Raw genomic sequence first — 25,615 nt, forward strand, 5'->3', positions numbered from 1 at the left:
GTTGATACTTTACCCTTTTTCGTCCGCTTCTGGTACAGAATATGGCTCTTCATTTGGAGATTCGTTAACCGAAACCACCAAAGGAGACTTGTGGTTAGTCATCTTAGCGATAAGACCACCCACACGCTGACGCATTTCACGACGGTCAACGATCATATCAATAGCACCGTGATCAAGCAGGAACTCACTACGCTGGAAACCTTCAGGAAGATCTTCACGTACAGTTTGCTCGATTACACGACGACCAGCAAAGCCAATGAGGGCCTTAGGTTCACCGATGTTGATATCACCCAACATAGCCAAACTTGCTGATACACCACCCATTGTAGGGTCAGTTAGAACAGAAATAAACGGCAGACCTTTTTCTGATAAACGCTCAAGCGCAGCACTGGTTTTTGCCATTTGCATAAGAGACATTAAAGCCTCTTGCATACGAGCACCACCACTTGCTGAGAAACAAACAAGCGCACAGTTATTTTCAATGGCTGCATCCACTGCTTTCACAAAGCGAGCACCAACGACTGAACCCATTGAACCACCCATAAAGGAGAATTCAAACGCACACGCCACAAGCGGCAGACCAAGCAATTCACCCTGCATCACAACTAGCGCATCTTTCTCACCGCTATTTTTTTGTGCAGCAGAGATACGCTCTTTGTATCGCTTAGAATCTTTAAATTTCAGTTTATCCTGTGGCTCAAGTTCAGAACCTAATTCAACTCGATTACCTTCATCTAAAAATGTTTCCAAACGACGACGCGCTTTCATACGCATGTGATGGTTACACTTTGGACAAACTTCTAAGTTACGCTCTAGTTCAGCATGGTATAAAACCTGTTCACAAGAGGTACATTTAGTCCACACACCTTCTGGGATAGAAGCTTTGCGTGAACTTACTAGATTGCTTTTCTCTAAAATCTTTTCAAGCCAACTCATGGAAGACCTTTTCTCTCAACTCTTCCGCTTCATTGCGAAAGATATAAATTCGACATAATACCGACGGATTAAACCATATCTTGCAGCTACTGTAGATAAAAAACTGGTTGTACCTATTTTTGATATCGTAAATAGCGTATGTTTTCCGTTCACATTCAATGTAAACACTACCGATATTTTGAAATAAGTTTGTAAAATTAGTTCAAATTATCTGGTAAAAACAGTGGACCGATCGGCACTTCAGGTAACCCAAACTCTTCTGGGTAGTCTACATCTACCAGGTACAGACCTTCCGCTTTCGCTGTCGCACCCGCTAGTTTGCGATCTTTGGCTTCTAATAACCACTTGATCCATTCAGGACTCTCTTCGCCACGTCCAACTTTTATCAAGCTACCCGTGATATTACGAACCATATGATGCACGAACGCATTGGCTTTAATATCAATAACCACATAGTTTCCATGGCGCGTAACGTTCAGATGCATCAAGTTTCGAAATGGGCTGCGAGACTGACAATGCGCCGCGCGAAACGACGTAAAATCATTTTCGCCAAGTAGGAACTGCCCTGCTTCATGCATTTTTTTCTCGTCGAGCTCACCATGATAGTGACTAACCCCCGAGTTTAGGATGCCTGGACGTAAAGCATGATTGAAAATAATGTAACGATAACGGCGAGCTGTCGCTGAGAATCTTGCATGGAAATCATCTGAAACTTCCTTAGCCCAACGAACCGCTATATCGCTTGGCATGTTCGCGTTTGCGCCCATGGTCCAAGCTACCATTTTTCGAGTAACGTTGGTATCAAAGTGCACAACTTGTCCCGTGCCATGCACGCCTGCGTCTGTCCGACCAGCACACTGAACTTCAACTGGGTGATTAGCGACGACGGACAATGCTTTCTCTAGCTCTTCTTGGACACTTTTCACTTCTCTTTGGCGCTGCCAACCAAAGTAGTTTGTACCGTTGTACTCGATACCTAATGCGATTCTCATCTTAACCTTCGAACTCTAAAATGGGGCGGGAAGTATATACTCAAGTCACCTCAAGTTGCCAGTTTCACCAAGGGTGACATAAAGGTAGCATCCTACTAACGGGACACAAAAAGGGTAGCAAACGCTACCCTTTTGTTTCGGTTTATCGGCCATTAATGGCGTCAATCAGGCTTTTTGCTTCGCGGCGAATATCATCCTCACCGTAAACAATCGCCTCTTCTAGTAGTTTAATCGCCCCTTGAGAATCGTTCATCTCGAGATAGATTTTAGCCAAATCCAGTTTCCCAGCCGCTTCAGCATTGTTATCTACGTCAATATCGCCGATCTCGCCGATAACATCTGGAAACTCGTTCAATCCGACATCGAGCTTAAGGTCTTCTTCTTCGAACTCACCACCTTCTCTGTCGACCTGAGCCATCAATTCATCAATCGTCATAAATTGATTTTTCTTCGGGTCGAAGTCATCCAAGTCGCTTTGCTCTGCCCAGTTTTCTTGCGCGATCTCTGGCTGACTTAGTGCATCACTCGAATTCCAAACATCACGCTGGTCCTCAGGCACTTCTTCAGTAGAACTTACGTTATCAGCAGCGGGTTTAAAGCCATCCCAATCATCTCCAACATCAAGCATGGTTTCAAAATCCATACCTGCACTTGCGATGGTGTCACTGTCTAGTTTACCTTCAAATACTTCTGAGTTTGCGTCTTCCGCAAGAAGGTTAGCCATTGATGATTCATCATCCAAATTACTGAGCGGCTCACCCTCTGTCGCTGTTGGCTGCACTTCTGGGTCAGTATCAAAGCCGTTTTGCTGCGCAAATACTTCAAACAAAGCATCATGATCGTTATCGGCTTGAATAGCTGGTCTCGATGTCTCTGCTTCAACCTTAGGGCTCTCTGGCGCACCCTCGTTCATTGACGCGAGAACATCTTCCTCATTGAACTCTGGAAGATCTTGGTCGTCAAAACTTAACTCTTCATCCTCACCGGAGATTGGTTCTATATCTGCAGTCTCAGAGCTCGGTAATTCTGGCTCTTCTTCCATCGACGCCAAGGCATCTTCTTCGCTGAACTCTGGCAAATCGAGCTCATCAAAATTGAACTCTTCTTCGGACTCAGCTGGCAAGTCGGCTTCAACCTGTTCTGGCTCAACGGACTCGGACGTTTCTAACGCAGGTTCGCCAGCCATAGACGCCAGTGCATCTTCTTCACTAAACTCTGGCAAATCGAGCTCATCAAAATTGAACTCTTCTTCGGACTCAGTTGGCAAGTCGGCTTCAACTTGTTCTGGCTCAACGGACTCGGACGTTTCTAACGCAGGTTCGCCAGCCATAGACGCCAATGCGTCGTCTTCACTAAACTCAGGAAGATCCAGCTCGTCAAAATTGAACTCTTCTTCGGACTCAGCTGACAAGTCGGCTTCAACTTGTTCTGGCTTAACGGACTCGGACGTTTCTAACGCAGGTTCGCCAGCCATAGACGCCAGTGCTTCTTCTTCACTGAACTCTGGCAAATCGAGCTCATCAAAATTGAACTCTTCTTCGGACTCAGTTGGCAAGTCGGCTTCAACTTGTTCTGGCTTAACGGACTCGGACGTTTCTAACGTAGGTTCGCCAGCCATAGACGCCAGTGCATCTTCTTCACTGAACTCTGGCAAATCGAGCTCATCAAAATTGAATTCATCTTCTGATTCAGCTGGCAAGTCTGCTTCAACCTGTTCTGGCTCAACGGACTCGGACGTTTCTAACGCAGGTTCGCCAGCCATGGACGCCAATGCGTCTTCTTCACTAAACTCAGGAAGATCCAGCTCGTCAAAATTGAACTCTTCTTCGGACTCAGCTGGCAAGTCGGCTTCAATTTGTTCTGGTTCAACGGACTCGGACGTTTCTAACGCAGGTTCGCCAGCCATAGATGCTAGAGCATCTTCTTCGCTGAATTCTGGAAGATCTAGCTCATCAAAATTGAATTCTTCTTCTGAATCGTTGGTCGACTCAGTTTCCGGCTCCAATTCAGGCTCATCCAGTAGCCAATCTTCTTCTTGTGGAACACCGAATTCATTCTCTATTGTATTTGGTGTCGGCGTGAAGGCTGGAATGTCTTCCTCTTGCTCAACGTGAGGCTGTACCTCAGCACCGGACTCCACGGATGGTTCTTGTGTTGAATCAGTATCGGTAGCCTCTTGTTGTAGTGATGAAGCTTCCTCTATCTCCGTTTGTGTTTTTTCAACTTGCTGCGGTAAATCGTCTTCACTATCAAATAGAGCGTCAAGTTCAGCAGAAAAATCCGCTTTTTCTTGTTCTGTTGGCAGAAGTTCTTCACTGTCTGACTCAAATAGGTCGTCTAGCTCGCTCATTAAAGGATCATTCTCTGGTGAGAGGTCCTCTAAATCACCAAGAAATTCATCGCTGCTAAATGGCTCTGAAGCAGCCTCTGGCTCGGTTAATGGTTGCTCTTTTGCAGCTTGTTGCGTGTCTGGTTGGCTTTCACTTAATAAAGCGTCGATGTCCAATCCAGACTCAATGTCCTGATCTTCATGAGTTTGTTCTGACTCAACTACGGAAGATGGCTTTTCGTCGGCGTCTGGCTCACCAAAACCAAGTGATTTCAGTAACTCTTCCTCTTCCGATTTATTCAGCTCTGGGCTCTCGTCCTCTCGAATCAGATCATCAAACGGATCTAAATCAGCTTCAGTCTCTTCATCAAGTTCAGAGGTAACATCATCAATGAGTTCATCCAGTAAGTCTGTGCTATCTGCGTCTAACTCTTCGATCGAGTCATCACCTTCAAAACCAGAGATTGCTTCTAGCTCGTTTAGTGGATCAAACTCGTCTGTGTCATCTTCATCAAAATCAATGAGTTCATCGAGTAGCTCTGTACTGTTTTCATCTAGAACAGGACCTTCATTGGCGTCAGCTTCTCGAACTTCCGATTCACTAGCCGGTTGTTCATACTGGGCCAATAGCTTATCGATATCGTCGTCAGATGCCTCTCCTACACTAAAGTCATCATCCGAAACGGGCTGTTTTAACTCAGGCTCATCAGTATCTAAATCGAAGTCATCGTTGCCAAGTTCAGCAAACAAGTCATCAAGCATATCCTGGTCGACAGTGTCACTTGGTAACTCTTCTGACGGCTCATCGGCTGCAAGTAACTCGGCAAATGCGTCGTCTGAAAGCGAGTCTGATTTCTCATTCACATCATCCGAAAGATCGAAGCCAGACTCATCGTCATCGAGCACTTCTAGTTCTGGAGCAACCTCATCTAAGGCTCGCTCCATTTCTTCTAAACCAAGCGCTTTTTCTTCGCCGTTGACTTGGATACCATTGTTCGATGACTCAAACTCATCCAGACCAACATCTAGGTCACCGTCATCGCCAATATCTGCAAATGGGTCATCGTCCCCTTCCAGATTGAAATCAAGTTCTTCATCGTCGAGGTTAGCAAAGACGTCTTCTTCTAAATCTGACTTCTCTTCTTGTAAAGACTGTGTGTTGATATCTTCATCTGCAAACAATTCATCATCAAGCGTGAGCTCTTCATCAAGCTCATCCGCCGCCGCTAAACCGATTGGCGCCGCTAGAGGATCAACGTTTTGCTGTTCCTGTGCAGCCGCTTCTTCCCCTTTCGCTTTAGAGCGTCGACCAAGAAGCATAACAACTAGCAACGCAATCAAAGCACCAGGAATTAATGCCGCAAGACCAACAAGCCAACCATTAGACAAAATTTTGTCCATGGTGCTTGGTTGCATGCGCTGTTGTTCAGCAAGGCGCTGGCGCTCTTCTGCAAGCAGTTTCTCGACTTCTGAGCGAATGCGTTCTTCGTCATTCAGCTCGCTTTTCAAAGTTTCGACTTCGCTTTGCACTTCTGACAGCATCAATCGAAGACGATGGTTCTTCTCTTCTAATGACTCTAATTCACTTTGTGAGCCTTGAAGTTTGTCCTTTAGCGCACTGACCTGCTTTTCTCCCTGCGGAGAGGTGGTTACTGGTGGCGCAGGGATGACTGGTATTGTTTTCGGAGTTGGTTTTGGCTCCGTTGCTGCCACTGTCTCTGGCTTAGCCGCAGGTTTGGGTTCTACTTTAATTTGTGGCTTTGGTTGCTCGGTGACTCGTTGTGCTGGCGTCGCTCTATTTGTCGGCTTCGGCTGTTTTAACTTAGCTTCATGCGCCTTCATAATCGCAACAGCTTGCGCTGTGGTCGCGCTTTGCACTTGCTCTAGAGAAGGTACTCGTAGCCGACTCCCTGGGATCAATTCATGAATGTTTTGGTTCTCAAACGCTTGAGGGTTAATTCGGTAAATGGCAAGAAGCGTTTGTTGAACGGTAACACCGCGTGAAGGTCGTAATTCTGAAGCGATCGACCATAGTGTTTGATTTTCACCAGTCGGACCAAAGAAACGTGACGGTTGAGTATTCGCAGGAGGAGCAGGTAATGCTCGCTCAATATCTTCAGCATAGCTCGGAGATGATTGCACTTCACCAGACGGTCCAACAAGACGAATTCCTTCGGCTTGAACCACTGATGATGTCTGAGTCGCGCTCATCAACACAAGGGCTGCTAACAAACGCTTATAATTTTGACGCATAGAAGGCTCAGTTTTGTGCTAAATACAATTTGAAATGGTGATCGGTTAAATATATCGGATATCGCATGCAAAACTATAGCGTTGAGAATAAAAAATGTGTGGCTCTCGCCATATTCGTACTAATCTCACACTATTTTGTTTCGTTCGTACAAAAAAGCCTCGCACTGTGCGAGGCTTTGAAATGAATTGTAAACGACTTAGTAGTAATCGCGGATCAGAACTTCTGCGATTTGCACCGCGTTAGTTGCCGCGCCTTTACGCACGTTATCAGCAACAACCCACAGGTTTACTCCGCTATGATGGCTGATATCGTTACGGATACGGCCAACCATTACATGGTCTTTACCGCCCGCATCGCGAACTTGTGTAGGGAAGTCTTCACCGTGGAACACTTCGATACCGTCAGTTTGTTCAAGCAAGTTAACGACTTCTTGTGCATCGATAGGTGAACGAGTCTCAATGTGAAGTGCTTCTGCGTGACCGTAGAATACAGGAACACGTACACACGTTGGATTGACTGTGATTGATGGATCGTTAAAGATCTTCTGTGTTTCCCACACCATTTTCATTTCTTCTTTGGTGTAGCCGTTTTCCATCATTTGATCGATTTGTGGAATACAGTTAAACGCGATCTGTTGAGAGAATTGCTTCTTGTCTGCAGGCAGACCGTTTAGCAGCTTCGCCGTTTGACCTGCTAGCTCATCAATACCCGCTTTGCCTGCACCAGATACCGATTGGTAGGTTGATACGTTAATACGCTCAATGCCCACCGCATCGTGAATTGGTTTTAGTGCCACCAACATTTGGATGGTTGAACAGTTCGGGTTCGCAATGATGTTACGGTTACGAAACTCTGCAATCGCTTCTGGGTTTACTTCTGGCACAACAAGAGGAATGTCGTACTCGTAACGGAAGTGTGATGTGTTGTCGATAACAATCACGCCTTCATCAGCGGCAATTGGAGCCCACTTGGCTGATAGCTCACCACCAGCAGAAAACAGTGCGATATGCGCTTGAGACCAATCGAACTCTTCTACGTTTTGAACGCGTACCGTTTTACCATTGAAGCGGTAAGTCTTGCCTTCGCTGCGCTCACTCGCGAGTAGGAAGATTTCGCCTACTGGGAATTTGCGCTCTTGAAGCACATCCAAAATTGTTTCACCGACCGCACCGGTCGCACCTAAAATGGCAACATTATATTGCTGGCTCATTGACTTACCTCAATCTGAAAACCTAGTTCTGCTAATGGAGCAAGGTTACATGTTTTGTTACCCACTAGCGTGACAGCGCTGTATTCACGGCGATCCCAGTAGTTTTTACGCATCAGGTCAAAAGCGCCTGGCTTACTGATTTCACGGCGGAAAAGAGCGTCATCTCTACGCACATCATAGATTAACTGCGTGATGTTATGCAGTGTTGCTTCGTCCCAAGCTCTGTCCAATACCATAGTAGGAACAGGCGCGGTTGGCAGTAAATCGCTGGCATGCGCACGTAATTCGTTATTTAAGAACTCACAGTAGCTGTTGAAAATCATCGTTGTACCGCGAGCTTTCCCTTCCAAGCCGTAGCCTGCAACGTGAGGGGTTGCGAATGCTAGCAGAGGCAGAAGCTCCATATCAACCTCTGGTTCAAATTCAAATACGTCGAGTGCCGCTGTAAAGCCATCATTTTTCAAAAGACGTTGTTTCAAAGCAGCGTTGTCAACGATGGGACCTCGAGCCGCGTTAATCAAAATTTGATCGCTGCGGAGACCATTTAATACCTTCTCATCAATCAAATGATGCGTTGGGTATGGGCCATCTTTGGTGATTGGCGTATGTAGTGTAATGATGTCTGAGCTTTCAATCAGTTCTGTCAACGGAGTAAAGCTACGAGGATCACCAGCCTCTTGTTTGAATGGGTCATTGATGAGAACTTTAATACCCATGCCTTTCAAACATTTCTCTAGGTAGCTACCTACTTGGCCTGCACCAATAATACCTACCGTCTTGTCAAATACCGAGAAACCTTGTTGCTGAGCGAGCACCATCATCACGCTGAACGCGTATTCCGCCACACCCACTTTGTTACACCCTGGCGCCGCAGTGAAGAAAATGCCTTTCTCTTTTAAGAGTGCTTGGTCAACATGATCCATGCCTGCCGTGGCCGTACCAACAAACTTCAGCTTGTTTGCTTTGCTGATCAGGTCAGCATTCACTTTGGTGACTGAGCGAATCATTAGGGCATCAACATCCACTAAATCATCGGCGGTCAGTGTACGACCTGGTTTTAGAATTACGTTACCGAGTTGGCTGAATAGTTCTTCAGCATACGGCATATTTTCATCAACAATAATTTTCATAGCGCCAGCGTTCTAACATCCATTTGTAAGAGTTCGTTTATTCGCAAGATGCGAAACTAAAGCGATTGTGCCCTTTTCCCGAAAAATCTCAAGATATAACACCAATAAACCTCAAGGAGGTAACTCCTATAGAATCGATTGACGGGAAGCCTAGAGAAAAGCAGAAACAGAGAAAAGAAAAAGCCCGGCTAAATAGCCGGGCAAAGTTCCAGAACAAAAGGATCCTATCCCGCTCTCCATGGGATAGAGTCTGCGTCTGTTCGATCAGTGTGACTGATCAAGCTCTGGAAACTGGATTGTTGGCGTTTACAGTACTCTCGCAAGGCGCCAACAAATTCAGTTAACCTTGGTACTTTTTAATAACCAAAGTTGCGTTTGTGCCGCCAAAGCCAAAGCTGTTTGACATTACGGTCGTTAGCTCTGCATCACGTGCTTCTGTCACGATGTCCAGACCTTGTGCTGCTTCGTCCAAGTTTGAAATATTGATGCTTGGAGCAATGAAGTTTTTGTCTAGCATAAGTGTTGAGTAAATTGCTTCGTGCACGCCCGCTGCGCCGAGTGCGTGGCCAGTCATTGCTTTTGTTGCAGAGATTGCAGGGCTGTTCTCACCAAACAATTGTTGGATAGCACCAAGCTCTTTCACGTCACCAACTGGTGTCGATGTGCCGTGCGTGTTGATGTAATCCACACCATCAACGTCTTGCATCGCCATCTTCATACAACGAATTGCGCCTTCACCTGATGGCGCTACCATGTCGTAGCCATCTGATGTCGCACCGTAACCTACGATTTCACCGTAGATTTTCGCACCACGTGCCAGTGCGTGCTCTAGTTCTTCAATAACCAGCATGCCGCCACCGCCCGAGATAACAAAACCGTCACGGTCTGCATCGTATGTACGAGATGCTTTGTCTGGCGTGTCATTGTATTTGGTTGACAGTGCGCCCATCGCATCAAACATCATAGTTTGAGACCAATCTAGCTCTTCGCCGCCACCAGCAAAAACAATATCTTGTTTGCCTAGTTGAATAAGCTCCATAGCATGGCCGATACAGTGTGCAGATGTTGCACATGCAGAGCTCATTGAGTAGTTCACGCCACGAATCTTAAATGGCGTAGCAAGACAAGCAGAAACAGTAGAAGACATAGTACGAGGAACCATGTAAGGACCAACTCGCTTTACGCCTTTGGCGCGCATCGTGTCTGTCGCTACCGTTTGATTGTATGCAGAAGCACCGCCAGAACCTGCAACGATACCGGTACGATCGTTTGAAACCTGCTCTTCTGTAAGACCAGCGTCTGCGATTGCCTGCTCCATTGATAGGTATGCATAAGCAGCCGCATCACCCATAAAGCGCATCTGCTTACGGTCTATGTGTTCCGCCGGGTTGATTTTTAGGTCACCCCATACTTGCGAACGAAGACCGTGTTCTTTGAACTGCTCAGATGCAGTGATGCCAGATTTGCCCGCTTTAAGAGACGCTAGAACTTCTTCGACGTTGTTACCGATACTTGAAACAATACCCATACCGGTGATTACGACTCGTTTCATTATGACATTCCTATAATTCAAAAATCCGCTAGATGATAACTAAGATAGTCAACAAAAGTGGTCAGCTTTCCCATAAATTCGTACAATCGCCCCATTCTTACCGCGCCAAATCACAAATTTGCACCATTATGACTTCAATAAAAAACGCAGAACTTGGTTGGAACGAAGCTGGTACTCCGGTTTCAGACCAATTTGATGATGTTTACTTCTCTAACGTAAACGGTCTTGAAGAGACACGCTACGTTTTCTTAAAACAAAATCATCTCCCAGAAAGATGGCAGGAATTTGACCAAAGACGTTTTGTCATTGGTGAAACAGGATTTGGCACGGGATTAAACTTCTTAGCAGTATGCCAGTGGTTTAGTGAGTTTCGTCGTCAGCATCCGGACGCAACATTGAAAGAGCTGCATTTTATTAGCTTTGAAAAATACCCATTAAGCAAAGCCGATTTAAAGAAGGCGCATGAAGCTTGGCCTGAGCTAGCTGAGTACGCGGAAAAGTTACAAAAGCACTACCCTGCCGCTGTGCCGGAGTGTCATCGCATTGTTTTAGAAGACGGCGCAATCACACTCGACCTTTGGTTTGGTGACATTAAAGACTGCATGCCGCAAGTTCCATACAACGAACAAGGTTTGATTGATGCTTGGTTCTTAGATGGATTCGCGCCAAGCAAAAACCCAGAAATGTGGAACCAAGGCCTGTTCAACAACATGGCAAAGCTAGCCAAGCAAGATTGTACAGTTGCCACGTTTACCGCAGCAGGCTTTGTACGTCGTGGTTTGAACGAAGCTGGCTTTACAATGAAAAAGGTGAAAGGTTTCGGCACTAAGCGAGAAATGATCGCCGGCTCTATGGAGCAACGTGAAAAGCAGTCGAACCATCTCCCTTGGTTCAATCGCTCAGCATCTAGCAATCTTGATTCGATTGCCATCATTGGTGGTGGTATAGCTAGCGCGGCGTTAGCGAAAACGTTAGTTCGTCGTGGCCAAAACGTCACCCTTTACTGTAAAGACAAACAACCAGCCAAAGGAGCTTCAGGCAATCGACAAGGAGCCGTTTATCCACTGCTTAATGGCCCGCACACGGGTGTTTCACGAGTGTTTGCTCCTGCATTTTTGTTCGCACGTCAGTTTGTTGAACAAGCAGCACAAGAGATCGATTTTGATCATGACTGGTGTGGCGTGACTCAGTTGATGTGGGATGACAAATCCACAGACAAACTGGAGAAAATACTTACGGGTAACTTCACACCAGAGCTCATTCAAAAGCTGTCCGCCGAGGAGACTGCGAACACTATCGGGTTACCTATTGATATGGCATCTGTGCACTACCCAATGGGAGGGTGGCTGTGCCCTGCCGAGTTAACTCGTGGGTTAATTAAACAATTGGAGCAGACGTCGTTACTCTCAACGAAGTTTGAACACCATGTTGAGGCATTAGATTGGGATGAAAAGCGTCAGCTCTGGCTACTAACGGCGAGTGGTCAAACATTTGAGCACTCAACGGTTGTGATTGCGAACGGCCATGAGTTCCAGACATTGAGTCAAACCGCTTCCCTACCTATGGGACAAGTGAAAGGACAAGTCAGTCATGCGCCAGCAACCGGAACGCTGAGTCAGCTGAAAACGGTGTTGTGTTACGACGGTTACATGACACCTGTTAACCCAAGTAATCAACACTTGTGTATCGGTGCAAGCTACGACCGCAGTCACCTTGACTACGAATTTGATGAAAACGCCCAAAAAGATAATGCGGAAAAGCTAGTGAAATGTGTACCGAATCAAACATGGGCAAAAGAGGTAGATATCACTGGTAACCAATCTCGCCAAGGTATTCGTTGTGTTAGCCGAGATCACTTACCATTTGTCGGGAATGTGGGTGACTTTGAGACGATCAAAACGCAATACGCCAACTTACAAAATCAAAAAGAAGAAGAGGTAGAAACCATTCATCAGTACCCTAACCTATTCTGCTTCTTAGGTTTAGGATCTCGTGGACTGAGCTCTGCACCATTATTAGCTGAAGTGTTGGCCTCCCAGATCTGTGGGGACCCGCTGCCATTACCTGTTGATGTATTGACCGAACTTCACCCAAGTCGAATGTGGGTTCGTAAACTAAGAAAAGGCAAAGCCATTACCGAGCTGTAAGAATATTCTCTCGTTTTAATTCCCGACACAGATACGTGTCGGGAATCGCTAACTCATTAAGTCGCTCGTACTGAGATTACTTCAGCAGTGCAACTGCCTGTTTCACTTGCTCTGCCACTTCTGGGTTTACAACCTTACCCGATTCCACGTCAAAATTTTCGTAGAAGCTCGGCACAGATAACGATGCCTTTACATCCGCGCCAAAAAATTGTGCAGAACCTGTCGCCGCCGCAAGAACACTTTGTGCACCACCGGGACCTGGGGAAGTTGCTAAATAAACGACAGGTTTGTTTTGAAATACATTACGCTCAATGCGCGTCGCCCAATCGAACAAGTTTTTATAGGCCGCTGGGTACGAACCGTTGTGCTCTGCGAAGGAAACAACGAGAGCGTCAGCCTCCGCCAAGTCACGTAAAAACGCGACAGCCCCTTCAGCTTTACCTATTTCTTTCTCTTTGTCCTCGCTAAACATTGGCGCTTGATAATCGTTTAAGTCTAGAACATTCACTTGAGCGCCTTCGACTTGATTTGCTGCGTATGTAGCAAGTAGTTTGTTGATTGAGGTAGAGCTGGTAGATGCACCAAATGCGACAATTTTCATGGTTGTAATCCTTTGTTCACGTTTTATGCTGATCAGAATAAAAGTTGAACAGTTTCGCTACAACCACAAAAATTTTATGGAGAGGTTCGAATTTTTCGAAGTAGTAAATTACTAGGATTAAATAAAGGGAGAACGCTGCTTAGGGATTAAGCCTGAGCCTGGAGCTCTTGCCACAAATCACTGACAATCACGCGATCGGCCGGGCTTAACTCGGTACGCGCATCTTCTAAGCTGCTCTCAATGCGTGACTTCAGCTCAGTAATATCGCTAATCCCTTCTTCTTCACAAGACGCCGCGGATAAAGAGATGTGACCACGTAAATAACCACCAGCAAACAATTCATCGTCAGATGCTGTTTCAATTCGAGCATCAATCAGTTCCAGTAGTTTTTCTTCAAATTCAATAATCATGGTGTATCTCTGAGGTTATTAGTGGTTATTTAACGCAAAAGTCCGACGCTTCCAGTGGCTTAGTTTGATAAAATGCGCGCAGGGCATCAGAAAGCATTTTCACTCGCAAAGGCAAGCCAACGTCCAAAATACCCAGCACTTCTTTATGTACTTTTTGCATAAAGCCGAGCCTATCTGGTTCAAAATCGCCGTGTAGATTGTCACAACTCACCGTAAAAGGGAAGCCAGCGCTTTGTGCCAGAATCCATTCATAAGCTTGAGGTCGCACTTCAACTTTCTCAAACTCCGCTTGAACTTCTGCTGTTCGCCCATCGGGTTCATACCAATAGCCAAAATCTTCCAGCAAACGACGCTCTGGACCAGCCACACACCAATGCGAGATCTCGTGTAAAGCAGAGGCGTAAAAACCCCGAGCAAAAACAATCCGATGATGAGGGTGTTCATCATCAGCAGGAAGATAAATAGGCTCATCACCACCTAACTCTAATTTCGTATTAAATTGTTCTAAAAAGGTGTCATTAAAAATGGTGATTAAGTCTTGGTATTCGTGGGTCATCGTCGAGTTTGTACTTCAGTTTGACATGCGCTGCATATTGTCGCTGTTTTTAGCTATGAGGTAAAGGCACCCCCACATTTTTGGTTATTAGTTGAATTTATCTGAAGGTCGCTTTCTCCATACAATTTCTCATTCGTCAGCGTACTTATTTACCACTACACTCTCGCCTTATTTTGATGCCGTTCAAACCGCTATTTTTAAGCCGTTTGACTACAAGCATGTTGCTGGTTTTAATCACTTTTTAAGAGAGATAGAACCGTTTGTAAGTGTTGTTACTTCGCCTACGCTGATTCTCGTAGAACGTAGTGACTTTTTACGTTGAGTGTTTCCCTATGTTGCTAAGTGTGTTGTATATCATTGGTATCACGGCTGAAGCCATGACAGGTGCGTTAAGTGCTGGTAGAAGAAAGATGGACTGGTTTGGTGTTATGTTGGTGGCCAGCGCAACGGCCATTGGTGGTGGCACCGTACGTGACATTCTATTAGGCCACTACCCTCTTGGTTGGGTAAAAAACCCAGAGTTCCTTGCAATTACGTGTGTTGCAGGTGTGCTAACAACAGGTTTAGCGAAATGGGTGATTAAGCTGAAAGGTCTGTTCATTCGCCTCGATGCACTAGGTTTAATCGTGTTTAGTATCATCGGAACAAAAATTGCGATGGGCATGGGCTTGCACCCTGGTATTTGTATGGTTTCAGCGTTAGTAACTGGTGTATTCGGTGGGCTACTTCGTGACTTAATCTGTCGCCAAACACCATTGGTACTGCATGAAGAGCTTTACGCTTCTGTCGCTCTTATCGCATCAGGAATGTACTTAGCGCTATTAGAATTCAATGTTCCCGATGTCACTGCCACTATTATTACACTGGTTACTGGTTACATGCTGCGTATGGCTGCAGTGCGCTTTAAGTGGCGTCTGCCTTCTTTCCATTTGGAAACCGAAGGCTCGATTCATTAAGCAAAAACTACTTAAACAAAAAAGGTTGCCTGATAAAATTGTGCCACCCGCGATTCAGTGAGTGGCATAATTTTATATTCAGTCATCCTGAACAGCGACGAAGGAGCATGATTCAGGATCTATTATCCGAGCACTCTGTTGTCAGAGATGTTTCTTTCTCTTTTCATCGTGCTGAAATTAGATTCCTAGTCTCGCTATAGCTCGCTGGAATGACACAAAGCTCTTAAATCTTTGGAGTCTCGGTTTGTACGCCATGGTTTTGACCACGGTGGCGTAGTAAATGATCCATCACCACAATTGCCAGCATCGCTTCTGCGATAGGCACAGCACGAATACCCACACATGGGTCATGACGACCTTTGGTGATCAACTGAGTTGGTTCACCTTCTTTTGTGATGGTCTCACCCGGCACAGTGATACTTGATGTTGGCTTAAGCGCAATGTTAGCGACAATGTCTTGACCAGTCGAGATACCGCCAAGAATGCCACCCGCATGATTACTACCAAAACCTTCAGGAGCAAGCGTATCACGGTGCTGACTGCCTTTTTGGTTTACCACGTCGAAACCGTCTCCGATTTCCACGCCTTTCACCGCGTTTATGCTCATTAGTGCGTGCGCGATGTCTGCATCCAAACGGTCAAATACGGGTTCCCCAAGACCAACAGGCACGTTAGTTGCCACAACCTGGATTTTTGCGCCAATAGAGTCGCCTTCTTTTTTCAGGTCACGGATAAGTTGGTCAAATGCTTCTACTTTGTCAGCATCAGGGCAGAAGAATGCATTGTTCTCGATTTCGCTCCAATCTACCTTGTCGATAGATACATCACCCATTTGTGACAAGTAAGCACGAATCTCAACACCAAACTCATCTTTTAAGTATTTCTTCGCGATTGCACCAGCCGCCACACGCATTGCGGTTTCACGAGCTGAAGAACGGCCGCCACCGCGATAGTCGCGGATGCCATATTTTTGGTGGTAAGTGTAATCAGCATGACCCGGTCTGAACTTATCTTTGATGTCAGAGTAGTCTTTTGAGCGCTGATCGGTGTTTTCAATTAGCAAACCGATCGATGTGCCCGTGGTTTTGCCTTCAAAAACGCCAGAAAGAATTTTAACTTCATCCGGTTCACGACGTTGTGTGGTGTAACGTGATGTGCCTGGACGACGGCGGTCGAGATCGATTTGTAGATCTGCTTCTGTAATTTCCAACCCCGGAGGACATCCGTCTACGATACATCCCAGTGCGATACCGTGACTTTCCCCGAATGTCGTCACTCGGAAATGTTGTCCGATACTGTTTCCTGCCATTACTTCCTCAAGTTTTTATCGCCACGCTCTCTCAAAACAGAGCATAGCTGCTTTCCAATTCTTCGTGGATTCATAGTGGCTTTATTACGTTTTGATGTAAAGAGTTAATATCGGCGAGGTATGCATAAAAAAACACCGAGCATAAAGCTCGGTGTTTTGATGTTTAGTGCAAGACTCTATTAGTCTTTGTACAGTTTAAACTCTTCTGCACACTCAACCAGCTGGTCACGCGTTAGCATAAACACGCCATGACCGCCGTTCTCGAACTCAATCCAAGTAAATGGAATCTCTGGGTACTGTTCCATCATATGAATCATTGAGTTGCCGACTTCACAAATAAGAATGCCGTTATCTGTTAGATAATCTGGCGCGTTAGCAAGAATACGACGCACTAGTTTTAGACCATCCGTACCCGCAGCTAAACCAAGCTCAGGCTCATGCGTGAACTCATCTGGCAGGCTGTTCATGTCTTCTTCATCCACATATGGTGGGTTGGACACGATTAGATTGTATTTCTCTTTTGGAAGATCACGGAACAAATCAGAGCGAATTGGGAACACTTGCTGCTCCATACCGTGATCTTGTACGTTTTGCTCAGCCACTTGTAGAGCATCTGTAGAGATGTCGATCGCATCCACTTCTGCTTCAGGGAAAGCGTGCGCACAAGCAATCGCGATACAACCAGAACCCGTACATAGGTCCATGATGCGCGTAGGCTCTTCCACCAACCAAGGTTGGAATTCCGCTTGAATCAATTCACCGATAGGAGAGCGTGGCACAAGTACACGCTCATCAACGAAGAACTCAAGACCGCAGAACCATGCTTTGTTTGTTAGGTATGCTGTTGGCGTACGCTCGTTGATGCGTTTTACTACGCGCTCAACAATACGCAGACGCTCGCTTGTCGTTAGGCGAGAGTTCAATACGTGCGGAGGCACATCAATCGGCAAGTATAAGGTTGGTAGGATAAGCTGAACTGCTTCATCCCACGCATTATCAGTACCATGACCGTAAAACAGGTTCGCTGCATTAAAGCGGCTTACCGTCCAACGAATCATATCTTGAAGGGTATGCAGCTCCGATACCGCTTCTTCTACAAAAATCTTATCCAAAATTGCCTCCGAAAAGCGCTACAATACTGCCAATAAAGTTTATTAATGAAATTGTTTACCTAATGAGCAAAAAAGACACCGAGAACGATGACGATTTCGCCTTGTTTCAGGAAGCAGTACAGGGCGTAAAAAAGTTGCGACAGGATACCATAATCCAGCAACCAAAAAAAAATACTAAGCAAAAAGAAATCAAGCGCTCCAACCGTGAAGCGAGTGACTCTGAATTTTACTTTTCAGACGAGTTTGTCCCTCTATTAAACGATGAAGGTCCAACTCGTTATGCACGTGACGACGTCTCCACTTATGAAGTCAAACGTCTACGTCGTGGCGTGTATGTACCGGACGTGTTCCTCGATATGCACGGCATGACACAGCAAGAAGCAAAACGCGAGCTTGGTGCGATGATAGCCTATTGCATCAAAAACGAGATTCATTGTGCGTGTGTGCAACATGGTATTGGGAAACACATCCTGAAACAGAAAGCCCCACTTTGGTTAGCACAGCATCCTGACGTTATGGCTTTTCACCAAGCGCCACTAGAATTTGGTGGTGATGGTGCGTTGTTAGTGTTGCTTTCTATTCCTGAAAAGTAACAGGCTTGCTGTAGACACGACGAAACGAAAAGGCAGGGATCTCCTGCCTTTCTTATTCTGTCTCTAATTTGCAAACGCTTATTTTGGTTTAGACACTTATGGCGTAATATGCCAAAGCACTTCACCATTTTGTGTTTGTAAATCATATTCAATGCACACTAGGCCTGATGTAGGAAACATCGGAGGTGTCATGTCTTTTACAAACTCTGAAGTCAGATAACCGACCAAAGGCAAATGCGATACGAACAAAAGCGAGTCCAATTGTTCGACTTCGATTAACGCACTTGCGAAATCGAAGACATGCTCGGACTGGCCATAAGGTGTAATATCTTCACAAGTTTCAATGCTTTTTGCAGAGAAATATGCACTGATCTCTTGCCAAGTTTGTTGAGCTCTAATGTACGGACTCACCAACACTTTATCGAATTGCGCAAAACCCTGTTCTTTACAGGCTCTAGCAACCGCTTCTGATTCGACTCTGCCTCTTGGGGTCAATTGTCGTGCTGCGTCTGAATCTGCAAAATGCTCGGCTTCACCGTGACGCATGATGAATATTTTCATGTTATTTCCTAGGGATAGCTAACGCTACCAAAAGGTTGACTGCTATCTTTATTAGATAGACGGGGCTAACTTTAACAATGACGAAACAAAAATACTGATATAATTATCTGTTCATTATACCAATTCGCTTGTTAAAGATAGCGACTTTCTTAACAATCTATTAAAAGAATGTACTCAGTTCATCACACTATTTAACTGTGCAATGAGTTCAGAGCATTCACTCAAACAGTTCTTACCCATACGCAAACGCGATGGGCCTGTGCAGAAGTCTACGAATAACAAAAATACGGCAAGCAGTATTTGTCGAAACGCAAACTTTGCGCCCCCCCGCGAGGGGAGCCTAAATTACTGTAATGCGAAATCTGGAGACGCATCGTGCATCTAAGTCCTAACGATTCAAATCAATACCGCTACATTACCTTGAGCAATGAACTGCGTGTACTGCTGATTCATTCCGATACAGCTCAACAGTCGGCAGCTGCTCTGGCAGTGAACGTTGGACACTTCGACGACCCAAACGATCGCCAAGGTCTGGCACACTATTTAGAACACATGCTTTTTTTGGGTACGGAAAAATACCCTAAAGTGGGCGAGTTTCAAAGCTATATTAGCCAACACGGTGGAACAAACAACGCTTGGACTGGTACAGAGCACACTTGTTTCTTTTTCAATATTGCTCCAAATGCCTTTGAAAGTGCCTTAGATCGATTTAGCCAATTTTTTACAGCACCTTTGTTTAACGAAGAAGCATTAGACAAAGAACGCCAGGCTGTCGACTCCGAATACAAGCTCAAACTCAATGATGATTCTCGTCGCCTGTATCAAGTTAACAAAGAAGTCATCAATCCAGAGCACCCGTTTTCAAAATTCTCTGTCGGAAACATAGATACTCTTGGCGACCGAGATGGTAAATCCATCCGCGACGAAATTATGGAGTTTCACCACTCTCAGTATTCCGCCGATTTGATGACACTGACTCTATTTGGGCCACAGTCGCTCGATGAACAGCAAGCTTGGGTAGAAACCATGTTTGCCGACATCCCAAATCACCACCTTCGTGGAAAATCGATTGATGTACCGATAGGCACTGAGGAAAGCACGGGCATTTTGGTTCAAGTCGAGCCGCTCAAAGAGTTCCGTAAACTGATTCTCACATTCCCCATGCCGGGAATGGATGCGCATTATAGCGTGAAGCCACTCTCCTACTTTGCTCACCTGTTGGGTTATGAAGGAGAAGGCAGTTTGATGCTTCAACTCAAAGAAAAAGGCTGGATTACCTCTCTCTCAGCGGGCGGCGGCGCGAGTGGCAGTAACTACCGAGACTTTACCGTAAGCTGCACCCTGACGCCAAACGGCTTAGATCATGTTGATGATATCGTTCAAGCGGTTTTTCAATACCTCTCGATGATCAAACAAGACGGGTTAGATGAATGGCGCTATCTCGAAAAACAAGCGGTATTAGAATCGGCTTTCCGCTTCCAAGAGCCATCGCGCCCAATGGATCTCGTCAGCCATCTGGTGATCAACATGCAGCACTATCAACCGGAAGACACGGTTTATGGTGACTACAAAATGGCGGGCTACGATGAGGAGTTACAGCGTTCATTGCTGCGATACTTAACCATCGATAATGTACGCGTCACTTTGATTGCTAAAGGCCTGGAATACAACCGTACTGCCGAATGGTACTTTACCCCGTACTCCGTCACACCTTTTAGTGAAGACCAACGTCGTTTCTATCAACAAATCGACCCAAGCTGGCAATTCGTCTTACCGAAAAAGAACCCTTATATTTGCTACGACCTCGACCCCATGCCACTCGAAAATGGTGACTCGCTGCCAGAGTTGATTGAGGATCTAGAAGGGTTTCGGCTGTGGCATTTGCAAGATGACGAATTTCGCGTGCCTAAAGGTGTCGTTTATGTCGCTATCGACAGCTCTCATGCCGTTGCATCACCAAAGAACATCGTCAAAACGCGCTTATGTGTAGAGATGTTCCTCGATTCGCTAGCAAAAGAAACCTATCAAGCAGAAATCGCAGGGATGGGTTACAACATGTACGCTCACCAAGGTGGCGTGACCTTAACCCTCTCTGGGTTCAGTCAAAAGCTGCCTCAGTTGCTGGAAATGATTCTGCACCGTTTTGCTTCTCGAGATTTCAGCCCTGCTCGCTTTGAAACCATCAAACAACAACTGTTACGAAACTGGAGAAATGCTTCACAAGATCGCCCTATTTCGCAGCTGTTTAACGCACTTACTGGGTTACTTCAACCCAATAACCCGCCTTTCGCAACCTTAGTCGAAGCGCTAGAAGAAATCGAAGTCGATGAACTCTCGGTATTCGTAGAATCCATTCTTGCAGAACTGCACGTTGAAATGTTTGTTTACGGAGACTGGCAACGCCAGCAAGCCCATGACATGGCTACGACCTTGAAGGATGCTCTAAGAGTTAACGAGCAACGTTATGAAGAGGCACTTCGTCCGCTCATTATGCTAGGTAAAAATGGCAGTTTTCAACGTGAGGTGCATTGTAACCAGCAAGATTCCGCGGTCGTTATTTACCACCAGTGCGAGGATATTGAGCCTCGTAGTATCGCGCTATACTCATTGGCCAATCACCTTATGTCGGCAACGTTTTTCCACGAAATCCGTACCAAGCAGCAATTAGGTTACATGGTAGGCACTGGCAATATGCCGCTAAATCGTCACCCTGGTATTGTACTGTATGTGCAGTCACCTAATGCAGCACCGGCCGAGCTGGTTACCTCAATCGATGAGTTTTTAAATGCCTTTTATATGGTGCTGCTAGAGTTAAACGATTACCAATGGCACAGCAGTAAGCGCGGCTTGTGGAACCAAATAGCAACGCCGGACACCACACTTCGAGGACGGGCTCAACGTCTTTGGGTTGCGATAGGAAATAAGGACACTGAGTTTAACCAACGTGACAAGGTACTGGCGGAGTTGAAGAAGCTGACGCGCGCAGACATGATTCGCTTCGTTGTGAACGAATTGAAACCTCGTACTGCAAATCGTTTGATCATGCACTCTCAAGGTCAGGCGCATTCGGAGGCTCCGCGCATCCATCTAGGACAAGAAATTGGATCAATTGAAGAGTTCCAACTTCGGCCAAAAGATTGCGGCTTGGGGTGATCTAGTTGCGCAGAAATAAAATTGTCGAACACTAAGTATGTACCTAGAGCCCCGTGAGATTGTCGGTCTCATAGATTGAATCGGCACCATAATTAGCAGAAAATTGAAATTACGCCATTACGGCTTATGCTCTAATTCCCGCACTAAAAATAACTTAATGAGGTAGTCATGAAAAAAGCACTTTTACTTGTGGCTCTTATACTGCCATTGGCATCTGCTCACGCTGAAATCTCAGTCAAAGGCGATGGCTTCGAATTAAGTGATGACTGTGTGCGCCTTAGCGGAGACAATGTATCTATCAACTCAGATGATTGCTCCTCGAAACAGTGGAACGATAAAGACAAAAAAGGTAATAGCAGCGTTCACGGGGACGACAACCCAGGTAAAGGCCACAATAAAGATAAGAAAGACAAGAAGAAGTAACCATTTCTTCTTAATGAAAAAGGCTTGCCACTGGCAAGCCTTTTTCTCTACCGAAGCACCATTTAATAGAACGTTGTCCCTTCACCAGCTCGAGTAAGCAAACCATCACACGGCGCGTAACGATCGCCATACTTCGATGCAAACTCATTCATTTTCTCTACGAGCTCTTTAATGCCAAATTGGTCCATGTAACGGAACGGACCACCCAAGAACGGTGGGAAACCAATACCAAATATCGCGCCAATATCACCGTCACGTGGCGAGCGAATGATACCGTCATCCAAACAACGTACCGCTTCATTCAACATTGGCAGCACACAGCGCAACGCAATATCGTTATCGCTTAACTTAGATTCAGGGTCGAGCTTAAGCAGTTTGTAAACTGATTTGTCGACATCTTTCTTCTTACCCTTGTAAGTGTAAAAGCCCTTACCACTCTTGCGTCCTTTACGTCCATCATTTAACAAGATATCAAACACATCCGGCCCTTTGAATCGGTCACCTAACTCATTAACCAAGATCGGCATAATTTTTGCGCCAATGTCGACACCAACTTCATCCAACAAGGTAATCGGGCCAACAGGGAAACCAAAATCAAGCAACGCCGTATCAATCTTTTCGATCGGCTCGTTAGCCAACAAAATATGCGCCGCTTCGTTCATGTATGGAGCAAGAATGCGGTTCACGTAAAAGCCCGCTTTGTCTTTCACTACGATTGGGGTTTTACCTTGCTTCTTAGCAAGTGCAACAACTGTTGAAACGGTTTCATCTGACGTCGTTTCATGTGGAATCACTTCCACCAAAGGCATTTTTTCTACTGGGCTGAAGTAATGCAAACCAACTACGTTTTCTGGACGCTCTGCTTTTTCAGCAATTTTGTGGATAGGCAACGAAGAAGTATTGGTCGCAAAGATAGTTTCTGTCTTAGCGTTCGCTTCAATGTCCGCCACCATTTTTTGCTTAAGATCTAAGTCTTCAAAAACGGCTTCAATTACGACATCAATATGATTAAAACTGGTAAAATCGACACCACCAGACAGTTGCAGCATTTTCGCTTGCAGATCGGCCTTGGATAGAATGCGACGTTTACGCTGTTTCTCAAATAACTTGTAGTTGTAGTTGAGCGCATTTAAAACGCCATCGTTGCTGACGTCTTTGATGCGAACAGGTACTTTTGCTTTTGCAACAGACACATGGCTGATTCCGGCGCCCATCAGACCACCACCAAGCACACCAACTTTATGAACTGGTGCTGGTTTCGCATCCGTGCCGTTCTCTTTCTTCATTTCTGTTGTGGCAAAGAAGATAGAACGGAGCGCTTTTGACTCTGAGCTCATCACAAGCTCACCAAAGCGCTTCGCTTCAAGTTCTTGACCTTTAGCGAAGCCTTTCTCTAAGCCATGTTGAATAACTTCTAGAATTGCAACCGTTGCTGGATAGTTACCACGGGTTTTTTGATTCGTTTTCTTCGCAGCTTGCTCAAATACAAACTTGCGCCCTAGCCCGCTACCAGACATCACCTTTTCTTTCGTCGATAGCTTTTTCGTACCCTTGTTTTTACCTTTGTCGATAAACTGTTTTGCTACGTCGAGCAAAATGGTGTCCGGCACACAGGCGTCCACAACGCCCAGTTTTTTAGCTTTCTTCGCACGAAGTTGTTTACCCGTCAGGATCAAGTCCAACGATGGTAACAGGCCAATCAAACGTGGCAGACGCTGAGTACCACCAGAACCTGGCAATAAACCAAGTTGTACTTCTGGCAGACCTAAACGCGTTTTGTCAGAATCCGTACAAACACGATAATCACATGCAAGAGCCAGTTCTAAACCACCGCCCAAACATGGGCCATGAATAGCCGCAACGACAGGATAAGGTAAGTCCGATAGCTGCTGGAATAAATCCTGACCTTGCCTTGCTAAGGCTTCCGCTTCACTTGCTGTGGTGCATGCTTCTAGCATTCGAACATCAGCACCCGCAACAAAATTGTCCGGTTTTAGGGAGTGGATGATCATCCCTTTAATACCACTGGAGTCTTTTAGCTGAGCAAAAATTTCTTTCATTTCGTCAGCAAAAGCCGCCTGCAGCGTATTCATTTTTTCATTAGGAACATCGATGGCTAACCAAGCAATATTTTGCTCATCAACCTTTAGACTAAATGCTTTTTGCTCGCTCATTACTCAACCTCCAGAATCATTGCCGCACCAAGACCACCAGCAGCACATGCGGTATTCAATGCAATACCACCGCCACGGCGTTTTAGCTCTCGTAGGGTTTGCGTCATCATACGCGCACCAGTCGCAGCAAATGGGTGACCATAAGCAATTGATCCGCCAAGCACGTTGAACTTATCCATATCAATTTCACCAATCGCTTTTGAGCGACCAAGGTTTTCTTGAGCAAACTTATCGGAAGCAAACATCTTCACATTCGCCAATGCTTGAGCAGCAAAGGCCTCGTGCATGTCGATCAACGTCAGGTCTGACAGTTCCAAGCCTGTATTTTCAAGCACTTTCGCTGTGGCATAAGTCGGCCCCATCAGCATGTCCTTTTCCACGCCGATAGCAGAGAATGCATAACCTCGGATGTAACCAAGGATCTCCATTCCGAGCTCTTTCGCTTTACCTTCTCGCATCAACATCACTGCCGCACCACCATCAGTCAATGGCGTACTGTTCGCAGCCGTAACACTGCCATACTGACGATCAAACGCAGGTCGCAATTTCGCGTATCCCTCAACCGTTGAGTCATGACGAATATTGTTATCTTCCGAAATCCACTTTTTGTATGGTTCAGGGAAAGCCGTCATCACTTCATCTTGGATTTTTCCTTCTTTCCAAGCTTGAGAAGCCAGCGTATGAGAACGATGTGCAAGCGCATCCTGTTCTGCGCGAGAAATACCATGTGTTTTAGCCATTTGCTCTGCAGTTTGTCCCATGGATAAACCCGTAGAGTACTCTGCTACTGCTGGTGGCACTGGCATCAGGTCTTTAAAGCTCAAGTTTTTGAGGATACTAAGCTTCTGACCCATTGTTTTTGTCTTACTAAGAGCAAGCAGATTAGCGGCCAGTTTCTTTGATACGCCAATAGGCAGGACGGAAGAAGAGTCTGCACCGCCAGCAATACCAATATCGATGGTTCCCGCCATGATGCTTTCTGCGACATTAACCGCCGCTTGAAAACTCGTCGCACACGCTCGAGTCACACTGTATGCATCAGTATGGATGTTCATACCAGTGCCTAACACGATTTCTCGTGCGATGTTTGGCGCTTCAGGCATTTGTACTACTTGTCCAAATACCACTTGTTCGATTAGCTTCGGATCAATATCTGTTCGAGCAAGCATTTCGCTTACTACCATTTTCCCTAAATCGACCGCTGGCACTTGGCTAAA

19 protein-coding genes are annotated in these 25,615 nt (G+C 45.8%); 5 read left to right on the forward strand and 14 right to left on the reverse strand.

From position 1 onward, the window contains the following. Nucleotides 1–9: 9 nt before the first annotated feature. From accD to fabB, 6 genes are all read right to left on the reverse strand, one after another. Nucleotides 10–936, reverse strand: a complete 927-nt coding sequence (gene accD, locus R7041_RS11130; protein WP_005380583.1) for an acetyl-CoA carboxylase, carboxyltransferase subunit beta — start codon at nucleotides 934–936, stop codon at nucleotides 10–12. Nucleotides 937–1,133: 197 nt separating this feature from the next. After that, on the reverse strand, nucleotides 1,134–1,928 hold the full coding sequence (gene truA, locus R7041_RS11135; RefSeq protein ID WP_005380566.1) for a tRNA pseudouridine(38-40) synthase TruA: 795 nt from the start codon (nucleotides 1,926–1,928) through the stop codon (nucleotides 1,134–1,136). Between the two features lie 142 nt (nucleotides 1,929–2,070). Then, nucleotides 2,071–6,510 (reverse strand): FimV/HubP family polar landmark protein, encoded by a 4,440-nt coding sequence (locus R7041_RS11140; RefSeq protein ID WP_167415372.1) that lies wholly within the window; start codon nucleotides 6,508–6,510, stop codon nucleotides 2,071–2,073. 197 nt (nucleotides 6,511–6,707) lie between these two features. Next, nucleotides 6,708–7,721 carry an aspartate-semialdehyde dehydrogenase gene (locus R7041_RS11145; protein ID WP_005380562.1) on the reverse strand — a complete coding sequence of 338 codons (1,014 nt, stop codon included), beginning with the start codon at nucleotides 7,719–7,721 and terminating at the stop codon, nucleotides 6,708–6,710. Beyond that, nucleotides 7,718–8,851, reverse strand: a complete 1,134-nt coding sequence (locus R7041_RS11150) for a 4-phosphoerythronate dehydrogenase (protein ID WP_005380560.1) — start codon at nucleotides 8,849–8,851, stop codon at nucleotides 7,718–7,720. Before R7041_RS11150 ends, R7041_RS11145 begins: the two co-directional genes overlap by 4 nt. A gap of 340 nt (nucleotides 8,852–9,191) precedes the next feature. After that, nucleotides 9,192–10,403: a beta-ketoacyl-ACP synthase I gene (gene fabB, locus R7041_RS11155; RefSeq protein WP_005380557.1), complete on the reverse strand. Its 1,212-nt coding sequence runs from the start codon at nucleotides 10,401–10,403 to the stop codon at nucleotides 9,192–9,194. 128 nt (nucleotides 10,404–10,531) lie between these two features. Between fabB and mnmC the strand changes: the two genes are divergently transcribed. Then, nucleotides 10,532–12,550: a bifunctional tRNA (5-methylaminomethyl-2-thiouridine)(34)-methyltransferase MnmD/FAD-dependent 5-carboxymethylaminomethyl-2-thiouridine(34) oxidoreductase MnmC gene (gene mnmC / locus R7041_RS11160; RefSeq protein ID WP_064368693.1), complete on the forward strand. Its 2,019-nt coding sequence runs from the start codon at nucleotides 10,532–10,534 to the stop codon at nucleotides 12,548–12,550. 76 nt (nucleotides 12,551–12,626) lie between these two features. Here mnmC and R7041_RS11165 read toward each other — a convergent pair whose 3' ends face one another. The 3 genes from R7041_RS11165 to R7041_RS11175 form a co-directional block, all read right to left on the reverse strand. Then, nucleotides 12,627–13,151 carry an NADPH-dependent FMN reductase gene (locus tag R7041_RS11165; protein ID WP_064368694.1) on the reverse strand — a complete coding sequence of 175 codons (525 nt, stop codon included), beginning with the start codon at nucleotides 13,149–13,151 and terminating at the stop codon, nucleotides 12,627–12,629. 146 nt (nucleotides 13,152–13,297) lie between these two features. Further along, nucleotides 13,298–13,561 (reverse strand): YfcL family protein, encoded by a 264-nt coding sequence (locus tag R7041_RS11170; protein WP_005380548.1) that lies wholly within the window; start codon nucleotides 13,559–13,561, stop codon nucleotides 13,298–13,300. Between the two features lie 25 nt (nucleotides 13,562–13,586). Beyond that, on the reverse strand, nucleotides 13,587–14,117 hold the full coding sequence (locus R7041_RS11175) for an elongation factor P hydroxylase (RefSeq protein ID WP_064368695.1): 531 nt from the start codon (nucleotides 14,115–14,117) through the stop codon (nucleotides 13,587–13,589). 332 nt (nucleotides 14,118–14,449) lie between these two features. Between R7041_RS11175 and R7041_RS11180 the strand changes: the two genes are divergently transcribed. Beyond that, entirely contained in the window at nucleotides 14,450–15,073 is a 624-nt protein-coding gene (locus tag R7041_RS11180; RefSeq protein ID WP_005380544.1) for a trimeric intracellular cation channel family protein, read from the forward strand. A 223-nt stretch (nucleotides 15,074–15,296) separates the two neighbouring features. Here the strand turns inward: R7041_RS11180 and aroC are convergent, their stop codons facing one another. Both aroC and prmB read right to left on the reverse strand, forming a co-directional pair. Then, nucleotides 15,297–16,382: a chorismate synthase gene (gene aroC / locus R7041_RS11185; RefSeq protein WP_064368696.1), complete on the reverse strand. Its 1,086-nt coding sequence runs from the start codon at nucleotides 16,380–16,382 to the stop codon at nucleotides 15,297–15,299. 179 nt (nucleotides 16,383–16,561) lie between these two features. Further along, nucleotides 16,562–17,494 (reverse strand): 50S ribosomal protein L3 N(5)-glutamine methyltransferase, encoded by a 933-nt coding sequence (gene prmB / locus R7041_RS11190; RefSeq protein ID WP_005380541.1) that lies wholly within the window; start codon nucleotides 17,492–17,494, stop codon nucleotides 16,562–16,564. A gap of 62 nt (nucleotides 17,495–17,556) precedes the next feature. Here prmB and smrB point away from each other — a divergent pair, with 62 nt between their 5' ends. After that, a complete protein-coding gene (gene smrB / locus R7041_RS11195) occupies nucleotides 17,557–18,087 on the forward strand; it encodes an endonuclease SmrB (protein WP_005380539.1) in 531 nt (176 codons plus the stop codon). A gap of 96 nt (nucleotides 18,088–18,183) precedes the next feature. Here smrB and sixA read toward each other — a convergent pair whose 3' ends face one another. Beyond that, nucleotides 18,184–18,648: a phosphohistidine phosphatase SixA gene (gene sixA / locus R7041_RS11200; protein WP_005380537.1), complete on the reverse strand. Its 465-nt coding sequence runs from the start codon at nucleotides 18,646–18,648 to the stop codon at nucleotides 18,184–18,186. Nucleotides 18,649–19,023: 375 nt separating this feature from the next. Here sixA and R7041_RS11205 point away from each other — a divergent pair, with 375 nt between their 5' ends. Continuing rightward, nucleotides 19,024–21,801 (forward strand): insulinase family protein, encoded by a 2,778-nt coding sequence (locus R7041_RS11205; RefSeq protein ID WP_064368697.1) that lies wholly within the window; start codon nucleotides 19,024–19,026, stop codon nucleotides 21,799–21,801. A gap of 168 nt (nucleotides 21,802–21,969) precedes the next feature. Then, on the forward strand, nucleotides 21,970–22,224 hold the full coding sequence (locus tag R7041_RS11210; RefSeq protein WP_017635936.1) for a hypothetical protein: 255 nt from the start codon (nucleotides 21,970–21,972) through the stop codon (nucleotides 22,222–22,224). A 62-nt stretch (nucleotides 22,225–22,286) separates the two neighbouring features. Here R7041_RS11210 and fadJ read toward each other — a convergent pair whose 3' ends face one another. Together fadJ and fadI are read right to left on the reverse strand one after the other, a co-directional pair. Beyond that, entirely contained in the window at nucleotides 22,287–24,398 is a 2,112-nt protein-coding gene (gene fadJ, locus R7041_RS11215) for a fatty acid oxidation complex subunit alpha FadJ (protein WP_047104368.1), read from the reverse strand. Further along, the coding region (fadI, locus tag R7041_RS11220; RefSeq protein WP_411978878.1) for an acetyl-CoA C-acyltransferase FadI at nucleotides 24,398–25,615 on the reverse strand (1,218 nt) is incomplete at its 5' end. The genes fadI and fadJ, both read right to left, overlap by 1 nt.

Origin of the sequence: Vibrio sp. 1751, from assembly GCF_033339895.1 — a bacterium.
Lineage (GTDB): Bacteria > Pseudomonadota > Gammaproteobacteria > Enterobacterales > Vibrionaceae > Vibrio > Vibrio alginolyticus.

Excerpts from the sequence above, each read along its gene's own strand:
- accD (WP_005380583.1), bottom strand. The coding sequence starts at position 936 with ATGAGTTGGCTTGAAAAGATTTTAGAGAAAAGCAATCTAGTAAGTTCA.
- truA (WP_005380566.1), bottom strand. The coding sequence starts at position 1,928 with ATGAGAATCGCATTAGGTATCGAGTACAACGGTACAAACTACTTTGGT.
- R7041_RS11140 (WP_167415372.1), bottom strand. The coding sequence starts at position 6,510 with ATGCGTCAAAATTATAAGCGTTTGTTAGCAGCCCTTGTGTTGATGAGC.
- R7041_RS11145 (WP_005380562.1), bottom strand. The coding sequence starts at position 7,721 with ATGAGCCAGCAATATAATGTTGCCATTTTAGGTGCGACCGGTGCGGTC.
- R7041_RS11150 (WP_005380560.1), bottom strand. The coding sequence starts at position 8,851 with ATGAAAATTATTGTTGATGAAAATATGCCGTATGCTGAAGAACTATTC.
- fabB (WP_005380557.1), bottom strand. The coding sequence starts at position 10,403 with ATGAAACGAGTCGTAATCACCGGTATGGGTATTGTTTCAAGTATCGGT.
- mnmC (WP_064368693.1), top strand. The coding sequence starts at position 10,532 with ATGACTTCAATAAAAAACGCAGAACTTGGTTGGAACGAAGCTGGTACT.
- R7041_RS11165 (WP_064368694.1), bottom strand. The coding sequence starts at position 13,151 with ATGAAAATTGTCGCATTTGGTGCATCTACCAGCTCTACCTCAATCAAC.
- R7041_RS11170 (WP_005380548.1), bottom strand. The coding sequence starts at position 13,561 with ATGATTATTGAATTTGAAGAAAAACTACTGGAACTGATTGATGCTCGA.
- R7041_RS11175 (WP_064368695.1), bottom strand. The coding sequence starts at position 14,117 with ATGACCCACGAATACCAAGACTTAATCACCATTTTTAATGACACCTTT.
- R7041_RS11180 (WP_005380544.1), top strand. The coding sequence starts at position 14,450 with ATGTTGCTAAGTGTGTTGTATATCATTGGTATCACGGCTGAAGCCATG.
- aroC (WP_064368696.1), bottom strand. The coding sequence starts at position 16,382 with ATGGCAGGAAACAGTATCGGACAACATTTCCGAGTGACGACATTCGGG.
- smrB (WP_005380539.1), top strand. The coding sequence starts at position 17,557 with ATGAGCAAAAAAGACACCGAGAACGATGACGATTTCGCCTTGTTTCAG.
- sixA (WP_005380537.1), bottom strand. The coding sequence starts at position 18,648 with ATGAAAATATTCATCATGCGTCACGGTGAAGCCGAGCATTTTGCAGAT.
- R7041_RS11210 (WP_017635936.1), top strand. The coding sequence starts at position 21,970 with ATGAAAAAAGCACTTTTACTTGTGGCTCTTATACTGCCATTGGCATCT.
- fadJ (WP_047104368.1), bottom strand. The coding sequence starts at position 24,398 with ATGAGCGAGCAAAAAGCATTTAGTCTAAAGGTTGATGAGCAAAATATT.